Source organism: Desulfoprunum sp. (assembly GCF_053613775.1).
In genome coordinates this window covers 305,024-322,211 of sequence record NZ_JBSHXH010000008.1, presented here as the reverse complement: position 1 = coordinate 322,211, position 17,188 = coordinate 305,024, and the positions used below count along the sequence as shown (strand labels likewise).

The window sequence follows — 17,188 nt, the reverse complement described above, 5'->3', positions numbered from 1 at the left end:
CCCGTTTGCCTTACTCCCTTTCTTATCGGTTGCTCGGCATACTCGCCTCCAGGCAAGAGGCGCCAGGGTCTCCCGGGTTACCACATATTCACTCTGTCCGACATGCCATGCTCTCAGACCCCGAGGAAGCGAAATCCGGCTCGCCACTATCGCCGGCTCCATGTTGATTTCCGTGCTTGCAACCACGTCATCCTTCCCGACTCGAGCATTTCGGGGCTCAATCACTTCAACCTTACGGCTTACGGCCTGTCGTCTGGCTATCCTACGCTTAACCGCATCAGTTACCCGCTACGGTCCAAGGACTCACTACCCGGTGGTTGGCTAGACCTTCCGGGACGGGCTTCGCACCCGCTAGAATATGCGACCTTGCCCGGCCGCACTGCACGAGATCTCTCCCTCCGGTCGAGATGACAGCGGGGGGTGGTCGAGGCGATAGAGCAGGAAAGGGCGAAAAGGCGGGAGGAGGTCGCAGTCGCAGCGGGGAAACTCAGCACACCAGCTCAACCACCGGGACTTCCCAACTCCGGCCGCAACAGGCTGCCTGGAACGCTTTGTCTTCAACATCATCCCGATAGCGCCTGACCAGGGCGACGATCCGGGCCTCGCGGATGCAGTCGAGCCTGTCGGCCCATTCCCCCCGGGCCTTTTTCGACAGCCGGGCGATGGCCACCCCGGCGCTGTCCAGCACCTCCAGATGGTGGCCCTGCTTGTGCAGGCTCACCACTTCCCCGGCCCTGGACTGCTGCAGGGCCAGACGCGAGGGGTGCCGTTCTTCCCTGATCCCGGCATAATCGAGGAAGAGATCCTCCATGCCGAGCAGATGATAGGTGCGCCGCGTCGTTGGTTTGGCGGTTGCCGGCGCCATCTCCCGCACCACCATGAAGTCTCCGGCCAGCGACCGGGCATGGGGATTGACCGCGGTGTCGAGCACACACAGATGGAGGGTTTCCCGGGCCCGCGACATCGACACGTAGTACAGGCGGCGTTCGTCCTCGATGGCCGCCCCGCTCCCCTTGTCCCAACTGTCGCCCAGGATGAAGACGTGGTCGAATTCCAGCCCCTTGACGGCATGGGCGGTGGCCAGGAACAGCCCATCGGCGATGGTCTTCATCCTGTCCTGTTCGGCAAACGCCTCATGGAGGTATTCCTCGACGGCCGAGGCCGGTTGCGGGGTGTCGCCGGTCTCCTCCTGCCAGTCCTGCAGCAGCCGGATCAGGTTTGCGCCCCAGATCGTGCCCTGCGGATACATGTTTTTCAGCATCGTCAGCACCGCGCCGGCGGTGACCGTCCCGGTCGGCATGGCATGCAGGCGTTCCAGGATATCCGCATGTTCGCGGATCCGGCTCAGCCGGGGAAAGGAGGCATGCCGCCCCCAGCACAGGCTGACCGGCATCCCCGCCTGGTCGCAGGCGCTCCGCACCCGGTCGAGGTCTTTCCACTCCCGGGCCAGGACCGCACAGCTGCCGAGGTCGACTGGACCGCCCCGCTGCAGACGGCGCAGTTCCTCGACCACCATCGTCGCCTGCCGGTCGGGATCGGCTGCCTTGATGACCTGGACCTTTCCCTGAGCGACCGGATCGGCATGCTGCCACTTCCCGCCCGGGGGCAGATTCTGCCGGGCCTCGTTGATCCGGATCGGGTGGCCGGTCTTCATCCGCTCGGTGTTCCGGGCGATCAGACAATTGGCGGCGGCGATGATATGGGCGGTCGAGCGGTAGTTTTCGATCAGGTAGTGGATTTCGGCCTGGTAGTCATGCTGGAATTTCCTGATGAATTCGACACTCGCCCCCCGGAAGCGATAGATGTTCTGGTCATCGTCACCGACCGCCAGGATAGCCATTTTGCGCTCGCCCTCCTCCCGACCCTTACCGGCAACCAGCGACACCAGCTCATACTGTTCGGCATCGACATCCTGGTACTCGTCGACCAATATGTGGCTGAACCGGCCGATCAGCGCCTCATCCGGCGGGATATCCTGCAGGCCGATGACCTCGGTCTCCCCCTTCAGCAGGCGGATGGCATCGGTGATGAGCCGGGAGAAATCGATGTCCTCCCGGTCGCCCGGCCTGCCTCCGGAGACCAGTGACCTGCCGGTGAGACGAAGGGCCAGCCCGTGAAAGGTCAGCAGCGTCACCCCGGCCATGTCGTTGCCGACCAGGTCGCGCAGCCGCCGGCGCAGACTCTGGACGGCGCTGCGGTTGAAGCAGAGGACCAGGATCGCCCTCGAAGCGATCCGCCTCACCCGCAGCAGAAAGGCCACCCGGTGGGCGACGACCCGGGTCTTGCCGGCTCCGGGGCCGGCCAGGATCAACATGTTCCTGTCCGCTTCGGCACAGACGATCTTCTCCTGGGCGGGATTCTTCAGGTCGTCGACAATCCGGGCGTAGGACTGGTTGCTGGTCGCCCGCTCGAGGAACTTCTCCTTCCCGGCGAAGAACCGTTTGACGAACTGTTCCTTGTCGTCGTTGAAGTAGGAAGCGACATACTGCCAGGCGCCGCTGATCCTGTCGAGGGCCAGGCGGGCGTACTCGTTCATCACGTGGATCTGGAAGGTCCGCTCGCTGTAATGGGTCTTCAGCGGCGAGAAGTCGGCCTGGGAATACCTTCGCGATCTGGCGTCCGGGTTCAGTCGAATGGTCATGGCCTGGCGGAAGACCGCCAGACCCTGCTGCAGGTCGATCACCCCCTGCTCGTGCATGAAGGTCAGGGCTCGCTCAGCCGCGGCCAGCGGATCCCGGAGTTTATCGACCAGCAGCAGATCGCCCCGCAGGGCGGCAACAAGCTGTTCGAGACTGAATTCGACGAGCAGATTCGCCCCCGGCTTCGCCTCGGGCGGCACCGCCGCGATAATCGCCTCGAGTGCCCGATGAGCGGCGAGCTGGCGGAGCTCGACCGTCTTCCGGATCGATTCCCAGTCCCGGTGCAGGTAGATCGAGAAGCGGTTGTTGCCCCTGGCGGTGAAGGAAACACTTCCCCTGGTACCGGCCAGCCCCTTGCCGTCGCGGCTCAGCCCATAAAGCAGCAGTCTCAGGGTAGTCGGCGAGCAGCCGGCATGGCCGGCGTCGATCATCACCTGGTTAACCCGGCGGAGGTCCAGTTCCACCTGGGTATCCAGTTCCAGATCGGGAGCGGTTTCCTCGAGGGTCTTCAAAAAATCGTTCTCCAGCGTGACAATCTGCTGCAGCAGCTTCTCGGAGCTGCCCTGGATCTTGTAGCGGACATAGGCGCTGAGCAGGGTGACCTTTTCCAGGATTCCCTGGGTCGCCATATCGTGCAGGGTGCGGATCACCCGCTGCGTCTCCGACTCGGTATTGCGATCGCCCTCCTGCGTGGCAAATGCCGAGCAGCCGGCCAGCTCATCGGCACTGAACGACTGGTTGACCTGATGCCTTTCCATCAGTGCCCTGAGAATCGTGAGCCAGCGATGCTGCTGCCGCGAGGAGAGGTCCAGGCCGGCGATCTTTGCCTCGGCCTCTTCAAGACTCTTCACGGTCGGCTTGCCCTGGAAAACGCTGGTCCTGTTCTCGTCGCGATACAGGTAGCCGCAGCGCTCCAGCCAGGCCAGGGCGGTGCGCACCCGGGTGTCGCCATCGAACTGATCCGGATCGGCATCGACCACATCGAGGCGCAGCAGGTCGCCGGCGGTCAGCACCACGGTGTTCTCACCACGGGCGACGTGGCGGATACCGCGGAGGAACTGGCCGATCTCCCGCTGGTTGAGCATCGACTGGCAACTCAGGCGGAACTGGCCTTCGATATCCTGTTCGTTGAAGATCAGGATGCACTCGGCGGCGTTGCGGTCCCGGCCGGCCCGGCCCGCCTCCTGCAGATAATTCTCCAGCGAGGCGGGGATGTCGGCGTGGATGACGAGCCGCACATCCTCCTTGTCGATCCCCATGCCGAAGGCATTGGTCGCACAGATGATCGGGGTGGTGCCGGCGATGAAACTGTCCTGGATGCGTTTCTTCAGCGCCGGTTCCAGACCGGCGTGGAAGGCTTCGGCTATGTACCCATGTGTCTGCAGCAGTTCGGCCAGCCGTTCGGTGTTCTTCCTCCTGGCACAATAGACGACGACGCTGCCCTGGCCGTCGTAGCGGCTGCGAAGCAGATCGAGAATCGCCTGATCCTTCTCGTAATGGGTGGCCTCCTGGACCTCGTAGTGCAGATTGATGCGCTCGTGCCCCCCGGCGAACTGCCGCATCTTCAGACCCAGTTCGCGCAGGATGATATCGATGATCTCCGATTTGACGTCTTTCTTCGCCGTGGCGGTGAAGCACTGGACCGGCGGGATGCCGACATTTTCTCGTTCGGCGAATTCGCGGATGAAGCGGATCGCGTAGAGATAGTCGGGGCGGAAGTCGTGGCCCCATTTCGACAGGCAGTGCGCCTCGTCGAAAACCCAGGCGCCGATCTCCCGTTGGCCGATGGTGGCGCGGAAGGTCGCATTACGCAGCTGTTCCGGGGAAACGAGCAGGATGCCGATATCGCCCAGGCGCACGGCTTCCAGCACTTCGGTACGCTCCGGCATGGTCAGCATGGCGGACAGAGCGGCGGCCATCCTGGTGCCGGTCAGCCGGGAGAAATTGTCGACCTGGTCCTTCATCAGCGCCTGCAATGGCGAGATGACGATCGTCAGCGTGTTGCGTCGGTGGTAGCGCATGAGGCCCGGCAGGAGATAACACAGCGACTTGCCGCCGCCCGTCGGCAGCGTGGCGAACAGGGAATGGCCGCGGGCCGCGGTGGCGACGATCTCCTCCTGCAGGCTGTTGCCGTCCTCTGTCGCCGGTTGCGCGCGGAAATCAGGGAAGCCATAGAAGTTGCGGAGATAGCTCCGCGGATCGTGATGGTTTTGGCAATACTCGCAGTCGGGCCGTTGGCAGCCGTTCTCCCGCAGCTCGTGGAGGATGCTCGGCACCAGCGGGAACTGATGGCGGACCCAGGGCGGCAGGACCGAATTGCCGCCGGCCACCGACAACCAGGCGGTGACATAGGCAAGGGGCGGCAGCGGCAGCATCCCATCGGCCAACTGCGTGACCAGGCTGTCGACCGCGGCGAGGCAGGCATGCTTGCGGGCGAACCAGGCGAAGGCGTCATGGAGATCGTCACCCTGCAGCAGCGGGATACCCATGCAGGCCAGCGCCTCGGCGGTCCCGGCCAGAGCTGCATCGGCGGCGAGAAAGCCGCGATACAGCAGGGGGACGTCGGAGTTCGCCGCATATTGCCGGACCAGGGCCTCCCACTGTTCGGCGAAGACCTTGCCGGCCAGTCGGGCGTCCTGGACCGGGTCGTTGATGCTGTCGCGGACGATCTGGTAGTTCTTGATCAGCCGGTGGTAGGGATTGGCAGGATAGGCGAGGGGTGAGAGGAACAGCGTATCGATACTCGGTTTGGCAAGGAGCCGAAGGTCAGGCGCCAGCCGGCGCAGGCGGGGTAGATCGTGGTTGAGGATATTGTGGCCAAGGATGAAACGGGCATTTTCACCGAAGGCATCGAGATCGGCGAGGGTACTGCGGTCAATCTTCCTGCCTGCCTGCACCTGGAAGGTCTTCTCCCCGCAGACGGCGCCGATGGCATAGATGATGCTCTTCTCATTGACCTCGATGTCGAGGAGAAGGGTCTGGCGAAGCAGGTCTTGGGAAGAGGCTGGCATTAACGGGCCATGCAAATCAAAAAAGTTTCATAATGTATGCAGGACTGACCGTCGCAAACACAATCATGGGGAAACGACATTGCGATGCCAGAGTTGTAAAAGGCCGAGCTGAATCGTACAATAAAGTGTCGCTTGCAACAAGCCGCGCCGCTTGCAAGATCACGGGATTGTTCGTGGGCGGAATGGAGGAGATGGTGATCAGTTGTCATAGGAAGACATTTCGACCATTCCCCTCTGTCATTTCGAGCGTATGCGAGAAATCTCGTTGTTCCCGGTAGGGTGAAGACCATGATCCCGCCCCCTCTGTCATTTCGAAGCGAAGCGAGAAATCTTGCTTTCGCTGACCGGAATCCTCCCCTCGGCCGGTTTGAGATCTCTCCCTGGCGGTCGAGATGACAGCGGGAGGAGGTCGAAGCGACAGAGCATGAAAGGGACGAAATGGCAGGACGCAGGTCGAGACGCCTCCCCCTCTGTCGAGCGAGAGCGAGAAATCTCGTTTTTTGCCACCGGAGATTTCCGCCTTGGTCGATATGACAAGGTATCCAGACGTTCGTTTTGTAAAAGGCTAGAAAGACAACGAGATTGCACCAACACATCAAGGAGGATCCATTATGAGACAATTGAGAGATGGTAACTATTGGAGTCCCTATCTCGCCGGGGCATTCGCCGGCCTTGTGCTGGTGTTGTCGGTCTTCATGACGGGGAATTATTTTGGCGCTTCTACTTCATTTGCACGGTCTGCCGGCTTGATTGAACAAATATTCAGCGCTGAACGTGTTGCCCGGATAGAATATTTTACAAAGACCACACCCAAAATCGATTGGCAGTGGATGTTTGTTATCGGCATCCTGATCGGCTCATTCATTGCGGCTAAAATTTCCGGGACCTACAAGGCACAGACTATTCCAGACATGTGGCAGGAAAAATTCGGCTCGAATGTTGCCTTGCGAGGAACTGTCGCCTTTATCGGCGGCACAGTGGCAATGTTCGGCGCCCGTCTCGCCGATGGCTGACCATCCGGTCACGGGCTGAGCGGTCTGGCTCAGCTGGCGATCAGCAGTTTCATAGCGCTGATCTGTTTTTTTATCGGCGGGATGATCAGTGCCAATCTGTTGTACCTGGGAGGTAAAAAGCGATGAGCGAGCTCGTTTATGGGATTGTCACCGGTATTCTTTTCGGATTTTTTCTGCAGCGAGGAAAAGTCTTACGATATGACAAACAAATCGGTGCGTTGCGCCTTTTGGACATGACGATTGTAAAATTTATGTTCACTGCCATCCTGGTTGGGACCGTGGGAATTTATCTTCTCACCGATCTGGGTCTTGCCAAGCTTTCAGTAAAATCCACGATCCTGGGGGCCACTATTGGCGGGGGATTGCTTTTTGGTATCGGTTGGGGACTGTTGGGGTACTGTCCCGGGACCGCCATCGGTGCCATTGGTGAAGGGCGTTGGGACGGTGTCTGGGGCGTGCTCGGCATGCTTGTCGGAGGAGCGTTGTACGCCGAGGCCTATCCTTGGATGAAACAGAGCCTGCTGATCTGGGGCGATCTTGGCAAGATTACCTTGCCGGGCGTGCTGCACGTCAATCACTGGGTTGTTATTCCCGTTTTTATTCTTGCGGGCGCCGGTTTGTTCCTCTTCTTTGAAAAAAAGAACCTTTAGACTCGTCGCAGGCCTGGTAACGCCGCTTGCCATAGTTCGTGCCCAGAGTGAACGCTGCGGAGAGATAGACGGTTGACTTCGATCCGGCGGTTTGAGGGGATCGGCTCGGGATCGTCGGGCAAAGCTCGCGTCGGAAGATTGAACCACCTACCCGCCCCGCCGATTATCCTCGAACATCTCGACTGCCATCGTGTGCCTGAGCCGCCACACCATCCTGATCGGCCGCTCGCTCTCGTAGCTCACCATATCCACCGGCCCGAGATAGGTGAACGGCACCGTGGCCCGGTTGCGTTTCTTCTGGCCTCGTGCAAAAATCAATATGGAGTAGCCACGCTCTCGGTGGTGAATCAGATTTTGCCCGTCGGCGTGATGTTGCGCGGTATTGGCCTGCGACTCCCAATGCATCAATTCCCGGCTGATGGGGTAATCGGCATACATGGTGCTCGGCGAGAACTCTTTTTCGGTCTTCTGAAAGGTGACCAGCAGCGCATAGGCCTTCACCCCGGGGAAATGCAACACCCCCACCCCAGTCTGCCCGGCGGTCTCGAGTGTCGCCTTGCCGAAGGCCGCCTGGATCTCCTTACCGCTGTACCGGGCGTGCAGTTCAAGCGCACAGGCAAAAGGCGATTCCGGTATGTGTCCGCTGATCTCGGTCGTGTCCAGGGACCAGCGCAATATTTCGTCCAGATCGGCAAGAATCGACGGATTGGCGGCAAGGCGGCGAAACGCATCAGCAAGGCTTGTGATGCCAAGATTGCGCCCTTTATCTCCCCAGATCCGATAGTAGACTGACATCACCGAGTCACCGGCGAGGGCCAGAGCTTCGTCGATTGCCCCCTGGGAAACCTTGCCGAGAACCGCGCGCAACAAAACTATCTCATGCGGGCCGTTGATGGTTATTGCGCGCAGCAGGGTCTTTTTCAGCCGCAGCAGATCCGGGTCGACGGGCTTTGGTCCCAGTTGTGCCCTTGCCTTCCACCCTGACCAGGACTCCTTTACCAGTAATACCTCCGGCTCGTAATCGTGATAGCGGATGAAATTGCCGAAGATCAATTCCTGGCCGGTCTCGCTGGTGAAGGTCTGGAGGCGGTCGGGAACCTGCACGGCCAATCGGCCGAAGTTCTCCCGAATATTCTCCAGAACATACCGGCGGGAAAGACGGTCGAGCTGAATGGAGCAACCAGCCGGGAGATGAGGAAAATCAAGCTCCACTTCTCTGTCGATGGAAAAGCGGTGCCGGGGCATCAGCGCCTTGAGCTTGGTGTCCGCCCGGTAACGCCGATGGGCCTGGCCGACCAAGTCGAGCACGGTGAGACAATCTTTGCCGGGGGCGTGACGCAGGCCGCGGCCGAGCTGCTGCAGAAAGACAGTCGGGCTCTCGGTGGGACGGAGGAACAGGACGGTGTTGATCTCGGGGACATCGACGCCTTCACTCAGTTTGTCGACGGTGAAGAGAAAGGTGAGCCTCCCGGTTTTCAGGGCTGCCAGCAGTTCCCGGCATCGATCGTCTTCGACGCCGGAGACAACGGCCCCCGAGGGTATCCCCCTTGCGGTGAATTGCTCGGCCATGAACCGGGCATGCCTGATGGTGACGCAGAAACCGATCCCTTTGACTGCGTTCAGGTCGGGTTCGTAGCGGCTCAGCGCCTCAACAAGGACATCGACGCGCTGTCCGGCCCGGGCATGATCCAGTACATAGACCTGTTCCAGGGCGGCAGTATCATACCGGCCGTTGCGCCAGAACTGCTCGCCGCTGAGGGCGATCGGATCGGCAACGCCGAAGTAGTGAAAGGGACAGAGGAGTTTTTCTGCCAGGGCTTCGGGCAGGCGGATCTCCGCCGCGAAACGGTTGCCGAAATCGGCCGCCACATTGCCGCCATCCATCCGCTCCGGGGTGGCGGTCAGACCAAGGAGGATCTGGGGGGCGAAGTGGTCAAAGATCGGCCTGTAGCTGGAGGCAGTGCCATGATGGGCCTCATCGATGACCACGTAGTCGTAGAAGCCGCTGCCCACCTGCTCCCACAGTTTCCGGCTTGCCAGCATCCCAACGGAGCAGAACAGGTGCTCCAGGCGACTGGCCTGAAACTGGCCGACCTGTAATTCGCCGAAGTTCTGGTCACGCAGCACATGGCGAAAGGTCGCCTGGGCCTGTTGAAGAATCTCCTGGCGGTGGGCGACGAACAGGAGCCGGGCCTGCCGCCCCTTGCGCTCTTAGAAGCATTTGAAGTCGAAGGCGGAAATCACGGTCTTGCCTGTACCGGTTGCGGCGATGACCAGATTGCGGCGGCGGTCGTGGCAATCGCGTTCCCGCTCCAACGCTTCGAGGATGCGCTCCTGAAACGGGTGGGGCTGCAGGTCGAAGAAGACCATCGGGCCGTGTTGCCGGGGATTGCGGGCGCGGTCGATGGCGGTGCGGAACAGCAGTGGCTGCTCTGGATCAAATGGGACAAACTCGCGACTGTTCCAGTAGGTTTCGAACTCGACCGAAAACTTGTCGAGGATATGGCCCAGATCCTGGGCGGTGACCTTGAGATTCCATTCCAACCCACTGGTCATGGCGGCATGGGACATGTTGGCCGAACCGATATAGGCGGTGGAAAATCCGCTGTTGCGGCGAAAATGGTAGGCCTTGGCGTGCAGTCTGGTCCGCTCGGTGTCGTAGGAGATGCGGACCTCGACGTTCGGCATCCGGGCCAGCCACTCCACGGCGGGGGCATCGGAGGTCCCCATATAGGACGTGGTGAGCAGGCGCACCGGGACACGACGGTCGCGCAGATCCTCAAACGCGGGCAGTAGCAACCGCAGCCCCGACCATTTGATGAAGGACACCAGGATGTCGACTCCATCAGCGGAGCGCATCTCCTCATGCAGTTCATGGGCCAGTTGCGGTTCCTGGGGCGAGCCGGTAAAGAGACTGCTCTCTGCCAGGGGAGTATGCGGCCGGGGGATAGTGGTTGTGCCGTAATTGGGGGGAGTGATTTCCAGGAGAATCGGCTTTGGCTGGGCAACGAGGCGATGTTTTTCCAGATGGCCCCGCCCGGGTTCATCGGCAACGCGACCGAGAATCCAATTGCCGAGGGCGAGGCGTTTTTCCGGGTCGGCCTCCTCGCGCAGCGCCTGTTCCAGCACCTTGGCCACAAATGCAGCATACAGGCCTGGCTGTTCTTCCAGGTCGATCTTGCCGAAAACTGTCCTTACCTCAGGATGCCTGGCGAGAGTGTCGCGGAGAAACTCATCAAGAAGGGCTTCATAGATGCCGTGAGGTAACGACTTCATGAAGCGGCAGCCCTGCATTCATCAAGATATGAGCGGATCACCGGCAGGTCGGCCTCGGCCCAATCGAGAGTGTGCAGTTTATCCGGAGGTAACCATGTAATCGCCACATGTTCATGCAGAGCCATCTCCCCTGTCTCAATAGCCGAAACGAATGGATAGAGAGTAACCGTGAACGTCGGATAATCGTGAGTTTTGGCAGGAAGACTTTCCCCAACGACAATCTGAATACCCAACTCTTCCAATATTTCACGGCGGAGACATTGTGCCGCTGATTCACCGGGATCGATCTTGCCGCCGGGAAACTCCCACTTATACGGCATCGACATAATCGCACTCCGCTGCGCGGCAAGAACGAGCCCCTCACGCTCGATAATGGCGCAGGTTACGTGAATATGCTTAATGTCTGTGGCTACCATAAGTTACCTTGACATATGAGCCATCGGTTATTGGTTGAACGGGTTTGTTTTTTTTAAATGGTGAAGCAATCAGCTCACCACCGCAAACCAGTCTCCAGCCTCAAACTACCCCGTAACACATTGAGAAACAATAGCTTCAAATAGGAAGCCAAGTCAGCCGCCAAGTTCCCGCCGGGGAAGCAACTTTTCTCTCCCGATTTCCAAGCTCCGGACGAGAATACCGGGTTTGCAGCGAAACCCGACACCAGAGGCCTTGCCACAACCCCTGGACCTGTTTCTCCGTACATCCAAGTCAATTCCGAAAACCTGAATCGACTAGACCTACCTTCCCGGCATTTCCGTGCCGCGACTCATGATCGCGATATAGCCTGCGTAGCTGAACAGGCGGTTGTGCCTCCGGGCAGTCAGTTCCTTGACGATGCCGAGCTGCTCCAGATGCCCGAGCGCCTTGTTGACCGTGGCCGGAGTGATGCCGGTCTTCTCCACCAGCCAGCCCGAGGTGGCGATGGGATGCTCCATCAGCGCCCGGTGGACCTGCAGGGTCGATGCCGCCGCCCGACCGAGACCGCTGATATTGAGGTTTTCGCAGAAATCCCTTTTGTCCTTTTTGCAGGGATCTCGAACTCATTTTTTCAGCCACCGTGCCTTTGCCCGTTCCAGAAAAGGCGGCTCAACATTCCTGGGTGCGCCGGTAACGATCTCCTCGAATCCGGCCATGAATCCCTTCTTGCGGAAGTGCCGTTGGCGCACATCGGCAACCACCGCCCGCCAGTCGTCATTAAGGCCGGCTTTGGCGTAGCATTTCCTGGCACGCTCGATGTTGTCGAGCGCCGCGTCGTAGTACTTGCTCTTGCCCGCATTGATGACCCGCATGCACTGCGCACTATATAATCTGGCCGAGACATCAGGATGATCCCGCTTCAGCTTGCCTGCCAATGGTCCGGTCGTGGAATGGCCGAGAGCCTCCAACTCCTTCGCCGTTGCCCTGCGCAGGCGTGATACGAGCCGATCCATCTCTTTTTTCTTCAACCAGAGTTCAATCTGAGAGGTCAGGTCCCCCTTCTCTGATGCCTCCATGGCTTTCTGGTGCCAGGTCTTTTTCTCGTTGACCGGTACGTAGCGCATCAACTCCTTGTATGTGAATGTGGATGGGTGTGCCTCAAATTCGGACCAGGCCGATTGGAGTGCATCTGCCGGTCGGCCGATTTTGGCCAGCAGTGCTCGCTCCATCGCGTGGAGTTCGTGGTCTTCACTCGATCGTTGGTTGCCCGATCGTGCAATCGCCAGACCTCGCTCGACCCAGGCAAGTGCCTCTTCAGGTCGCCTCCGACTTTGGTATATATCAGCTATAGCCAGGCAGTCCTTGGCAGCGAACTCAGTCTGCTCGCAAAATGCTTTATAGGCTTCGACATCGCCCTGGCCGGCGAGCAGGGTCTTCAGCGCACCGCCCCATCTGCGGCGAGTGTATCCGGGATAGCGTTGTTCGTCCAGGCTCGGAGCGGATTCGAACTTGGCACGAATTTGGCCAACGAAAGCCTCCAAACCTTTTTTATCGAGCACCTTGACGACCTGACGATCAAGGTCATGACAAAACCCATAGGGATCGACCTCCATCCAGGAGAGCAGGGACTTTGCGGTCTCATTCGGATCATGGTTGGCTGCCTTGCGGGATGTGATCCAATCAAGGAACAGACCTTCAACCAGCATGCCGAAATCACCGCCGGAATCGTCGATCTCATCGGCTTTTTCATGGCAGGCGCCGATGAACGTCTCAAAGAGAAGCGCTGCCCGCCCAGGCTCGCTTTTCATGATTTTTACAATGTCATCGGCAACATCCTGCACATTATCCACGAATGACGAGGCGGCTCCGTAAGAGATGTAGGTGCCGGGAGACAAGGCCGCTTCGATAGCCTGCTCGAACGGGTCGATCTGCTTTCTCTTTCTCGGTGTCACGGTACTGCCCTCAATATTGATGACCTCGCAAAAACCACAAGCACTGCAGGAGCAACACGATATGTCATTGTGTTACAACGCTGAATCGTCGGCCGGCAAACTTTTTCGAAGCCGACAAAATCAACGCCATGCGCCCTGACAATCCTCCCAGGCGGTCTTTGATTTCACCTCTTCGAGGAGAAACCTCACGCCCTGGTTGTCCGAAGGGTTGAGCCAGAGCATCCGATCAAAAACGTACAGGGCCTCGTCAAAGCGCCCAAGACGCCAGAGGCATAATCCATAGCCATGCATGCAGCGTAGAAACGGACGGTTGTCGATATAGCCCCACTGTAGAACGCCGGTGAAGCCTTTTCCCAGAGTAAGTTCACCGATACGCAAACCAACTTCATAGTGCCGCACTGCATCCTGTGGGTAATGATCAAAAATGAAATTGCCCAGATGCGAATGGGCATCGAGACAACGAAGATCGGCTTGACACAGATCCATCAGGATTTTTATCGCCTCTGCCCGTTCACCAGCCTCCATCAAATCGTCAGCCTGAGTGATGGGGTCGTCAAAAGGATCGTCGGGGTCCTGGCCGGGCAACACCTGCTCCATCTCAAACTCAGGGCGAGGTCCATGAGCGATGATGGGCTTGGCCCAAGGTTCGATAGGATCGTTTTCTTCACCCCAATAGTGCTCTTTGGGATCCCACACGCCGATCTCCTGCAGACCGAGAGGTACCAGATGAAGCGCTTCCGCTTCAAGACGGGTCGAATGTATCTCTCCGGAGAGATAGGGATGACCGGCATAACGCCACTGCTTCCGTGGCTTGACTGTGACAATCTCACCAGGAACCACGTCCCCAAGGCCGCTTGGACGCAAGGTAATAGCCCTTTCGCTTCCCGGCAGGCGGCACCGAACAGTCCGCTCCTTCACCGAGAGCACGATCAGATCGACCGGTTGGCTCAGGTCGAGGTCATCGGTTGTTGCCTTGTGCTGCCGCTTGCGACCGTAAGGGGCCTGTTCCTGAGCAGGGAAGGGATCGATGTTGAGCCACCTGCGATAGGCAGCGATGAGCCATGCACCTGCCGAGCCAACGGGAAATACAACCTCGGACGCCGCAACCGTATGTTCGGATCCATCTTCCCGGCGACACCGTGCCGTCAAACCGCGTCGCTCATTGCCGTCGTAGTCTATTTCCAGCACCGAAATCGGCTCACCGATGACAAAGCCATCGGCCGGCAGGTCGATGTCATCCTCAAAGACCTGCCGAAAGGCCCAGAGCTGCTCGTGGTCACCGTAGGCGTCGACAGTGATCTTCTCGATCATCTCGTCCAAGGCTTTGAGATCCTGATGTTCATTGGTGCTTCGTGAGTTCATGAAATGTTCTCCTCTCCCAACCTATCCGATCAACTCCCGCCAGCCCGGTACTACCTGAGCAAACTCCTGCTGAAATGCCGGTCGCCGGAAATTATCCTTCTTGACCTTGCGTGCGAACTTTTCTCAGCGGGCTGCATCGCCGACCACGTCGACCAGCACATGCCGCACTTTAACCATTATCTTGGCCTTACGAGTGTACTCTTTACGGTCTGCATTGCGGTCCAAATCACCCAAACCGGAAAGGTAGTATTTGAGAATTTCCTCGGGGTAGCGCTTTTCAAGCTTCTGGGCCACCTGGATTTGATAATCGCCGCCCCAGGACGACATGGGATAGCGTCCGCTGGTCAGGATAGCCAGGGCCTCATCATACTCCTTGCGATGCATGCTGATTTTCAGCCGGTTACCTTGTCCGGCATGTTTCAACTGCAGGAGAAGTTGCGGCTCGAAAAGACTCCATTCTTCGGCACTGCACAGTTCCATGAAGGCCTTGTATTTTTCGATAGAATTTTGTGTGATGCAGCCGACAGCAACTCGGCCGGGGCATCGCCTTTTTGGGGTTTCCTTGCCATCTTCACCTACCTCACATAACTCAATAGCAATACTTCCTGCTCCAAGCCAACGCCATGCCGGTCCATCAGTTCGACAATCCGACGGACCTCTTGATCTTCAATTTTCCTGAGCCGAGCCAGGATTGCACCATTGCTGCCCAGAAGAATCTCCCCCTTCCCGTATCGGGAAAAGAGGTCATCCAGATCGGCAGGCAGATAGAGTCCGGCGCGTTCGGGACAGGCGGTTTTCAATCGCAGATATTCATCGAGCCCGACCGGATCATAGTCCCCGCAGTGAATGATCCGGGCCTGGGCCATCGCCGATGAAGAAAGCCAGTTCAGGATCCTGCCGCTTGATCGCCTATCGCAATCATGCTCTCTACCAAAAAGGCCTAAGGAGCAGTTTCTCTTGACTAATAAGTGATTTAACAGAAGACTGTTTGGGTCAGTCCAGCAAGACATCCCTCCTGAATCTCGAGAAAATCAAAACTGGAGAAAAAATGCAAAACGTTTTCGCCTTTCGCGATAAAATCATCGATGAATATTCTGTTTTTTCTCGCAGTTTCAGCAAAATATCTGCACATGATATCACTGAAGAAGTCGAGAAACAATACAATGCCGGCCGTTACTGGCCGGAACCGCTGATCCAGATCAATCCCAGTTATCTCCAGAAGGGGTCTCTCCACTCATTGTGTTGTGAGAGAAAACACCACTCCCGTCCCTAAAAGATCTCAGAATGGAAACATGACCAACCAATGGCTCCATGTCTCGCGGCATGCGATGACCAACGGCAAGGTTGAAAACTTTATTAACACATCATGTTAATAAATATATTGATTTGAGCGAGAGGTATGCGTATATTCTTCAGGACAAGAAAGCTGCAGAAAATCTGTTCTGAGTCCAAGGAAAGCATGAAGCACCTGGGTGCCAAACGCGGACTGAAACTCCAACAACGGATGACTGAGTTAAGGGCAGCCGATAGTCTTGCCGACATCTCTCGTTTACCGCCAGCCAGGTGCCACGAACTGACAAACAACAGAAAAGGGCAGTTGTCCGTTGATCTGGAACACCCGTACCGCCTCATTTTCATTCCCGCCAACGAGCCAATCCCTTTACGTGATGGCAGGTTGGCAAGGGAAGAAGTCACAGAGATCGAAATCATAGAAGTTACCGACACCCATAACGAATAAGGAGGGTGCCATGTTGAAAGCACTGAAAAAATACGAATTTGAGCCTGATTACGCCACCTCCCCCGGAGCCACATTGCTGGAAGTCATGGAATCCTTGGAGATGACCCAGAAAGAGCTGGCGGTAAGAACGGGGTTGACCGAGCAAACCTTGACCCGCATCTTCAAGGGCAATCAACCAATCTCATACGAGACCGCTAATCGGTTGGAATTAGTTACCCAAGTGCCGGCTGGAATGTGGAACAATCTCGAAGCGCAGTATCGTGAGCAACTCGCCAAGCTTGAAGAAAGACAGCGACTTGATGCGGAAAAAACATGGCTCAAAACCATTCCCACAAAAGAATTGATGGAGCGGGGGTATCTGGAGGCTAATCAAGACGAGGTGAGTTTGTTGCGTAACGTTTTATCGTTTTTTGGGGTGAGCAGCGTTCATGCCTGGCATGCAATCTGGGAAACCCCAGAGGTTGCCGCCAGAAGATCAAAATGTTTTGATTCTCAACCGGGAGCGGCAGCCTCCTGGATTCGGCAGGGAGAACTTCAGGCTCACCAGATTGACTGCGCACCTTTTCATAAATCGCGATTCCAGCAAACTCTCCAGGAAATCCGCGTTCTCACGTGTGAAGGTCCTGGTGTTTTCGTACCCAGAATGAAAGAGCTGTGCGCTGCTTCGGGAGTTGCCGTGGCTCTCGTCCGTGAAATGAAAAAAGTGCCCTGGAATGGAGCAACCAAGTGGCTGACCCCAAACAAGGCTATGATCCTTCTCAACTTACGCGGCAAGGGTGAAGACAAATTCTGGTTTTCATTTTTTCATGAAGCTTGCCACGTCGTAAAGGATAAGAAAAAAGACCTCCTTATCAATGACGGGAGCGATGGTGACCCTCGTGAAAAACAGGCCGATGCGTTCGCGGCGGAGACACTGATCCCTTCTCGCTTTAACAACAAAATCAGCATTTTTCAAACCGCCCATGAGGTCATTGACCTGGCCGACGAACTCGGAATTGCTCCCGGTATCGTTGCCGGGCGATATCAGTTTCTGACCGGCAACTGGCATGTTTTTCGAAATCTGATCAGAAAACTCGAATGGAGAGAGTGACGCCTGATGCTCGGCGCATCGTAACAGCGGCGCCTTGCGA

General features: G+C 57.8%; 10 protein-coding genes and 2 pseudogenes. 4 read left to right on the top strand and 8 right to left on the bottom strand.

Annotated features, from left to right (window positions below; all coding sequences use genetic code 11):
- Positions 1–487 precede the first annotated feature (487 nt).
- Entirely contained in the window at positions 488–5,650 is a 5,163-nt protein-coding gene (locus tag ACWGKN_RS16270; protein ID WP_452095638.1) for a RecQ family ATP-dependent DNA helicase, read from the bottom strand.
- A 611-nt stretch (positions 5,651–6,261) separates the two neighbouring features.
- Here ACWGKN_RS16270 and ACWGKN_RS16265 point away from each other — a divergent pair.
- Both ACWGKN_RS16265 and ACWGKN_RS16260 read left to right on the top strand, forming a co-directional pair.
- Positions 6,262–6,789, top strand: coding sequence for a YeeE/YedE thiosulfate transporter family protein (locus ACWGKN_RS16265; RefSeq protein WP_424253950.1), 528 nt, complete (start codon positions 6,262–6,264; stop codon positions 6,787–6,789).
- On the top strand, positions 6,786–7,313 hold the full coding sequence (locus tag ACWGKN_RS16260; RefSeq protein ID WP_035231656.1) for a DUF6691 family protein: 528 nt from the start codon (positions 6,786–6,788) through the stop codon (positions 7,311–7,313). Before ACWGKN_RS16265 ends, ACWGKN_RS16260 begins: the two co-directional genes overlap by 4 nt.
- A gap of 147 nt (positions 7,314–7,460) precedes the next feature.
- On the opposite strand, the pseudogene ACWGKN_RS16255 reads toward ACWGKN_RS16260, so the two are convergent.
- From ACWGKN_RS16255 to ACWGKN_RS16225, 7 genes and pseudogenes are all read right to left on the bottom strand, one after another.
- Positions 7,461–10,589: pseudogene (locus ACWGKN_RS16255) on the bottom strand (DUF3427 domain-containing protein).
- Entirely contained in the window at positions 10,586–11,005 is a 420-nt protein-coding gene (locus ACWGKN_RS16250) for a (deoxy)nucleoside triphosphate pyrophosphohydrolase (RefSeq protein ID WP_035231654.1), read from the bottom strand. Before ACWGKN_RS16250 ends, ACWGKN_RS16255 begins: the two are co-directional and overlap by 4 nt.
- A 321-nt stretch (positions 11,006–11,326) precedes the next feature.
- Positions 11,327–11,578: pseudogene (locus tag ACWGKN_RS16245) on the bottom strand (winged helix-turn-helix transcriptional regulator); the annotation flags it as partial.
- 51 nt (positions 11,579–11,629) lie between these two features.
- Positions 11,630–12,958: a DUF6880 family protein gene (locus tag ACWGKN_RS16240; protein ID WP_452095637.1), complete on the bottom strand. Its 1,329-nt coding sequence runs from the start codon at positions 12,956–12,958 to the stop codon at positions 11,630–11,632.
- Between the two features lie 120 nt (positions 12,959–13,078).
- Positions 13,079–14,320: a cytoplasmic protein gene (locus tag ACWGKN_RS16235; RefSeq protein WP_424253955.1), complete on the bottom strand. Its 1,242-nt coding sequence runs from the start codon at positions 14,318–14,320 to the stop codon at positions 13,079–13,081.
- 123 nt (positions 14,321–14,443) lie between these two features.
- Positions 14,444–14,800 (bottom strand): hypothetical protein, encoded by a 357-nt coding sequence (locus ACWGKN_RS16230; RefSeq protein ID WP_452095636.1) that lies wholly within the window; start codon positions 14,798–14,800, stop codon positions 14,444–14,446.
- A gap of 95 nt (positions 14,801–14,895) precedes the next feature.
- The gene (locus ACWGKN_RS16225) at positions 14,896–15,186 is read right to left on the bottom strand and encodes a hypothetical protein (RefSeq protein ID WP_052160178.1); all 291 of its coding nucleotides are present in this window, start codon (positions 15,184–15,186) and stop codon (positions 14,896–14,898) included.
- 593 nt (positions 15,187–15,779) lie between these two features.
- Here ACWGKN_RS16225 and ACWGKN_RS16220 point away from each other — a divergent pair.
- Together ACWGKN_RS16220 and ACWGKN_RS16215 are read left to right on the top strand one after the other, a co-directional pair.
- Positions 15,780–16,058, top strand: coding sequence for a type II toxin-antitoxin system RelE/ParE family toxin (locus ACWGKN_RS16220; RefSeq protein ID WP_424253959.1), 279 nt, complete (start codon positions 15,780–15,782; stop codon positions 16,056–16,058).
- 10 nt (positions 16,059–16,068) lie between these two features.
- Complete coding sequence (locus ACWGKN_RS16215; protein WP_035231637.1) at positions 16,069–17,148, top strand: helix-turn-helix domain-containing protein; 1,080 nt, start codon at positions 16,069–16,071, stop codon at positions 17,146–17,148.
- Positions 17,149–17,188 lie beyond the last annotated feature (40 nt).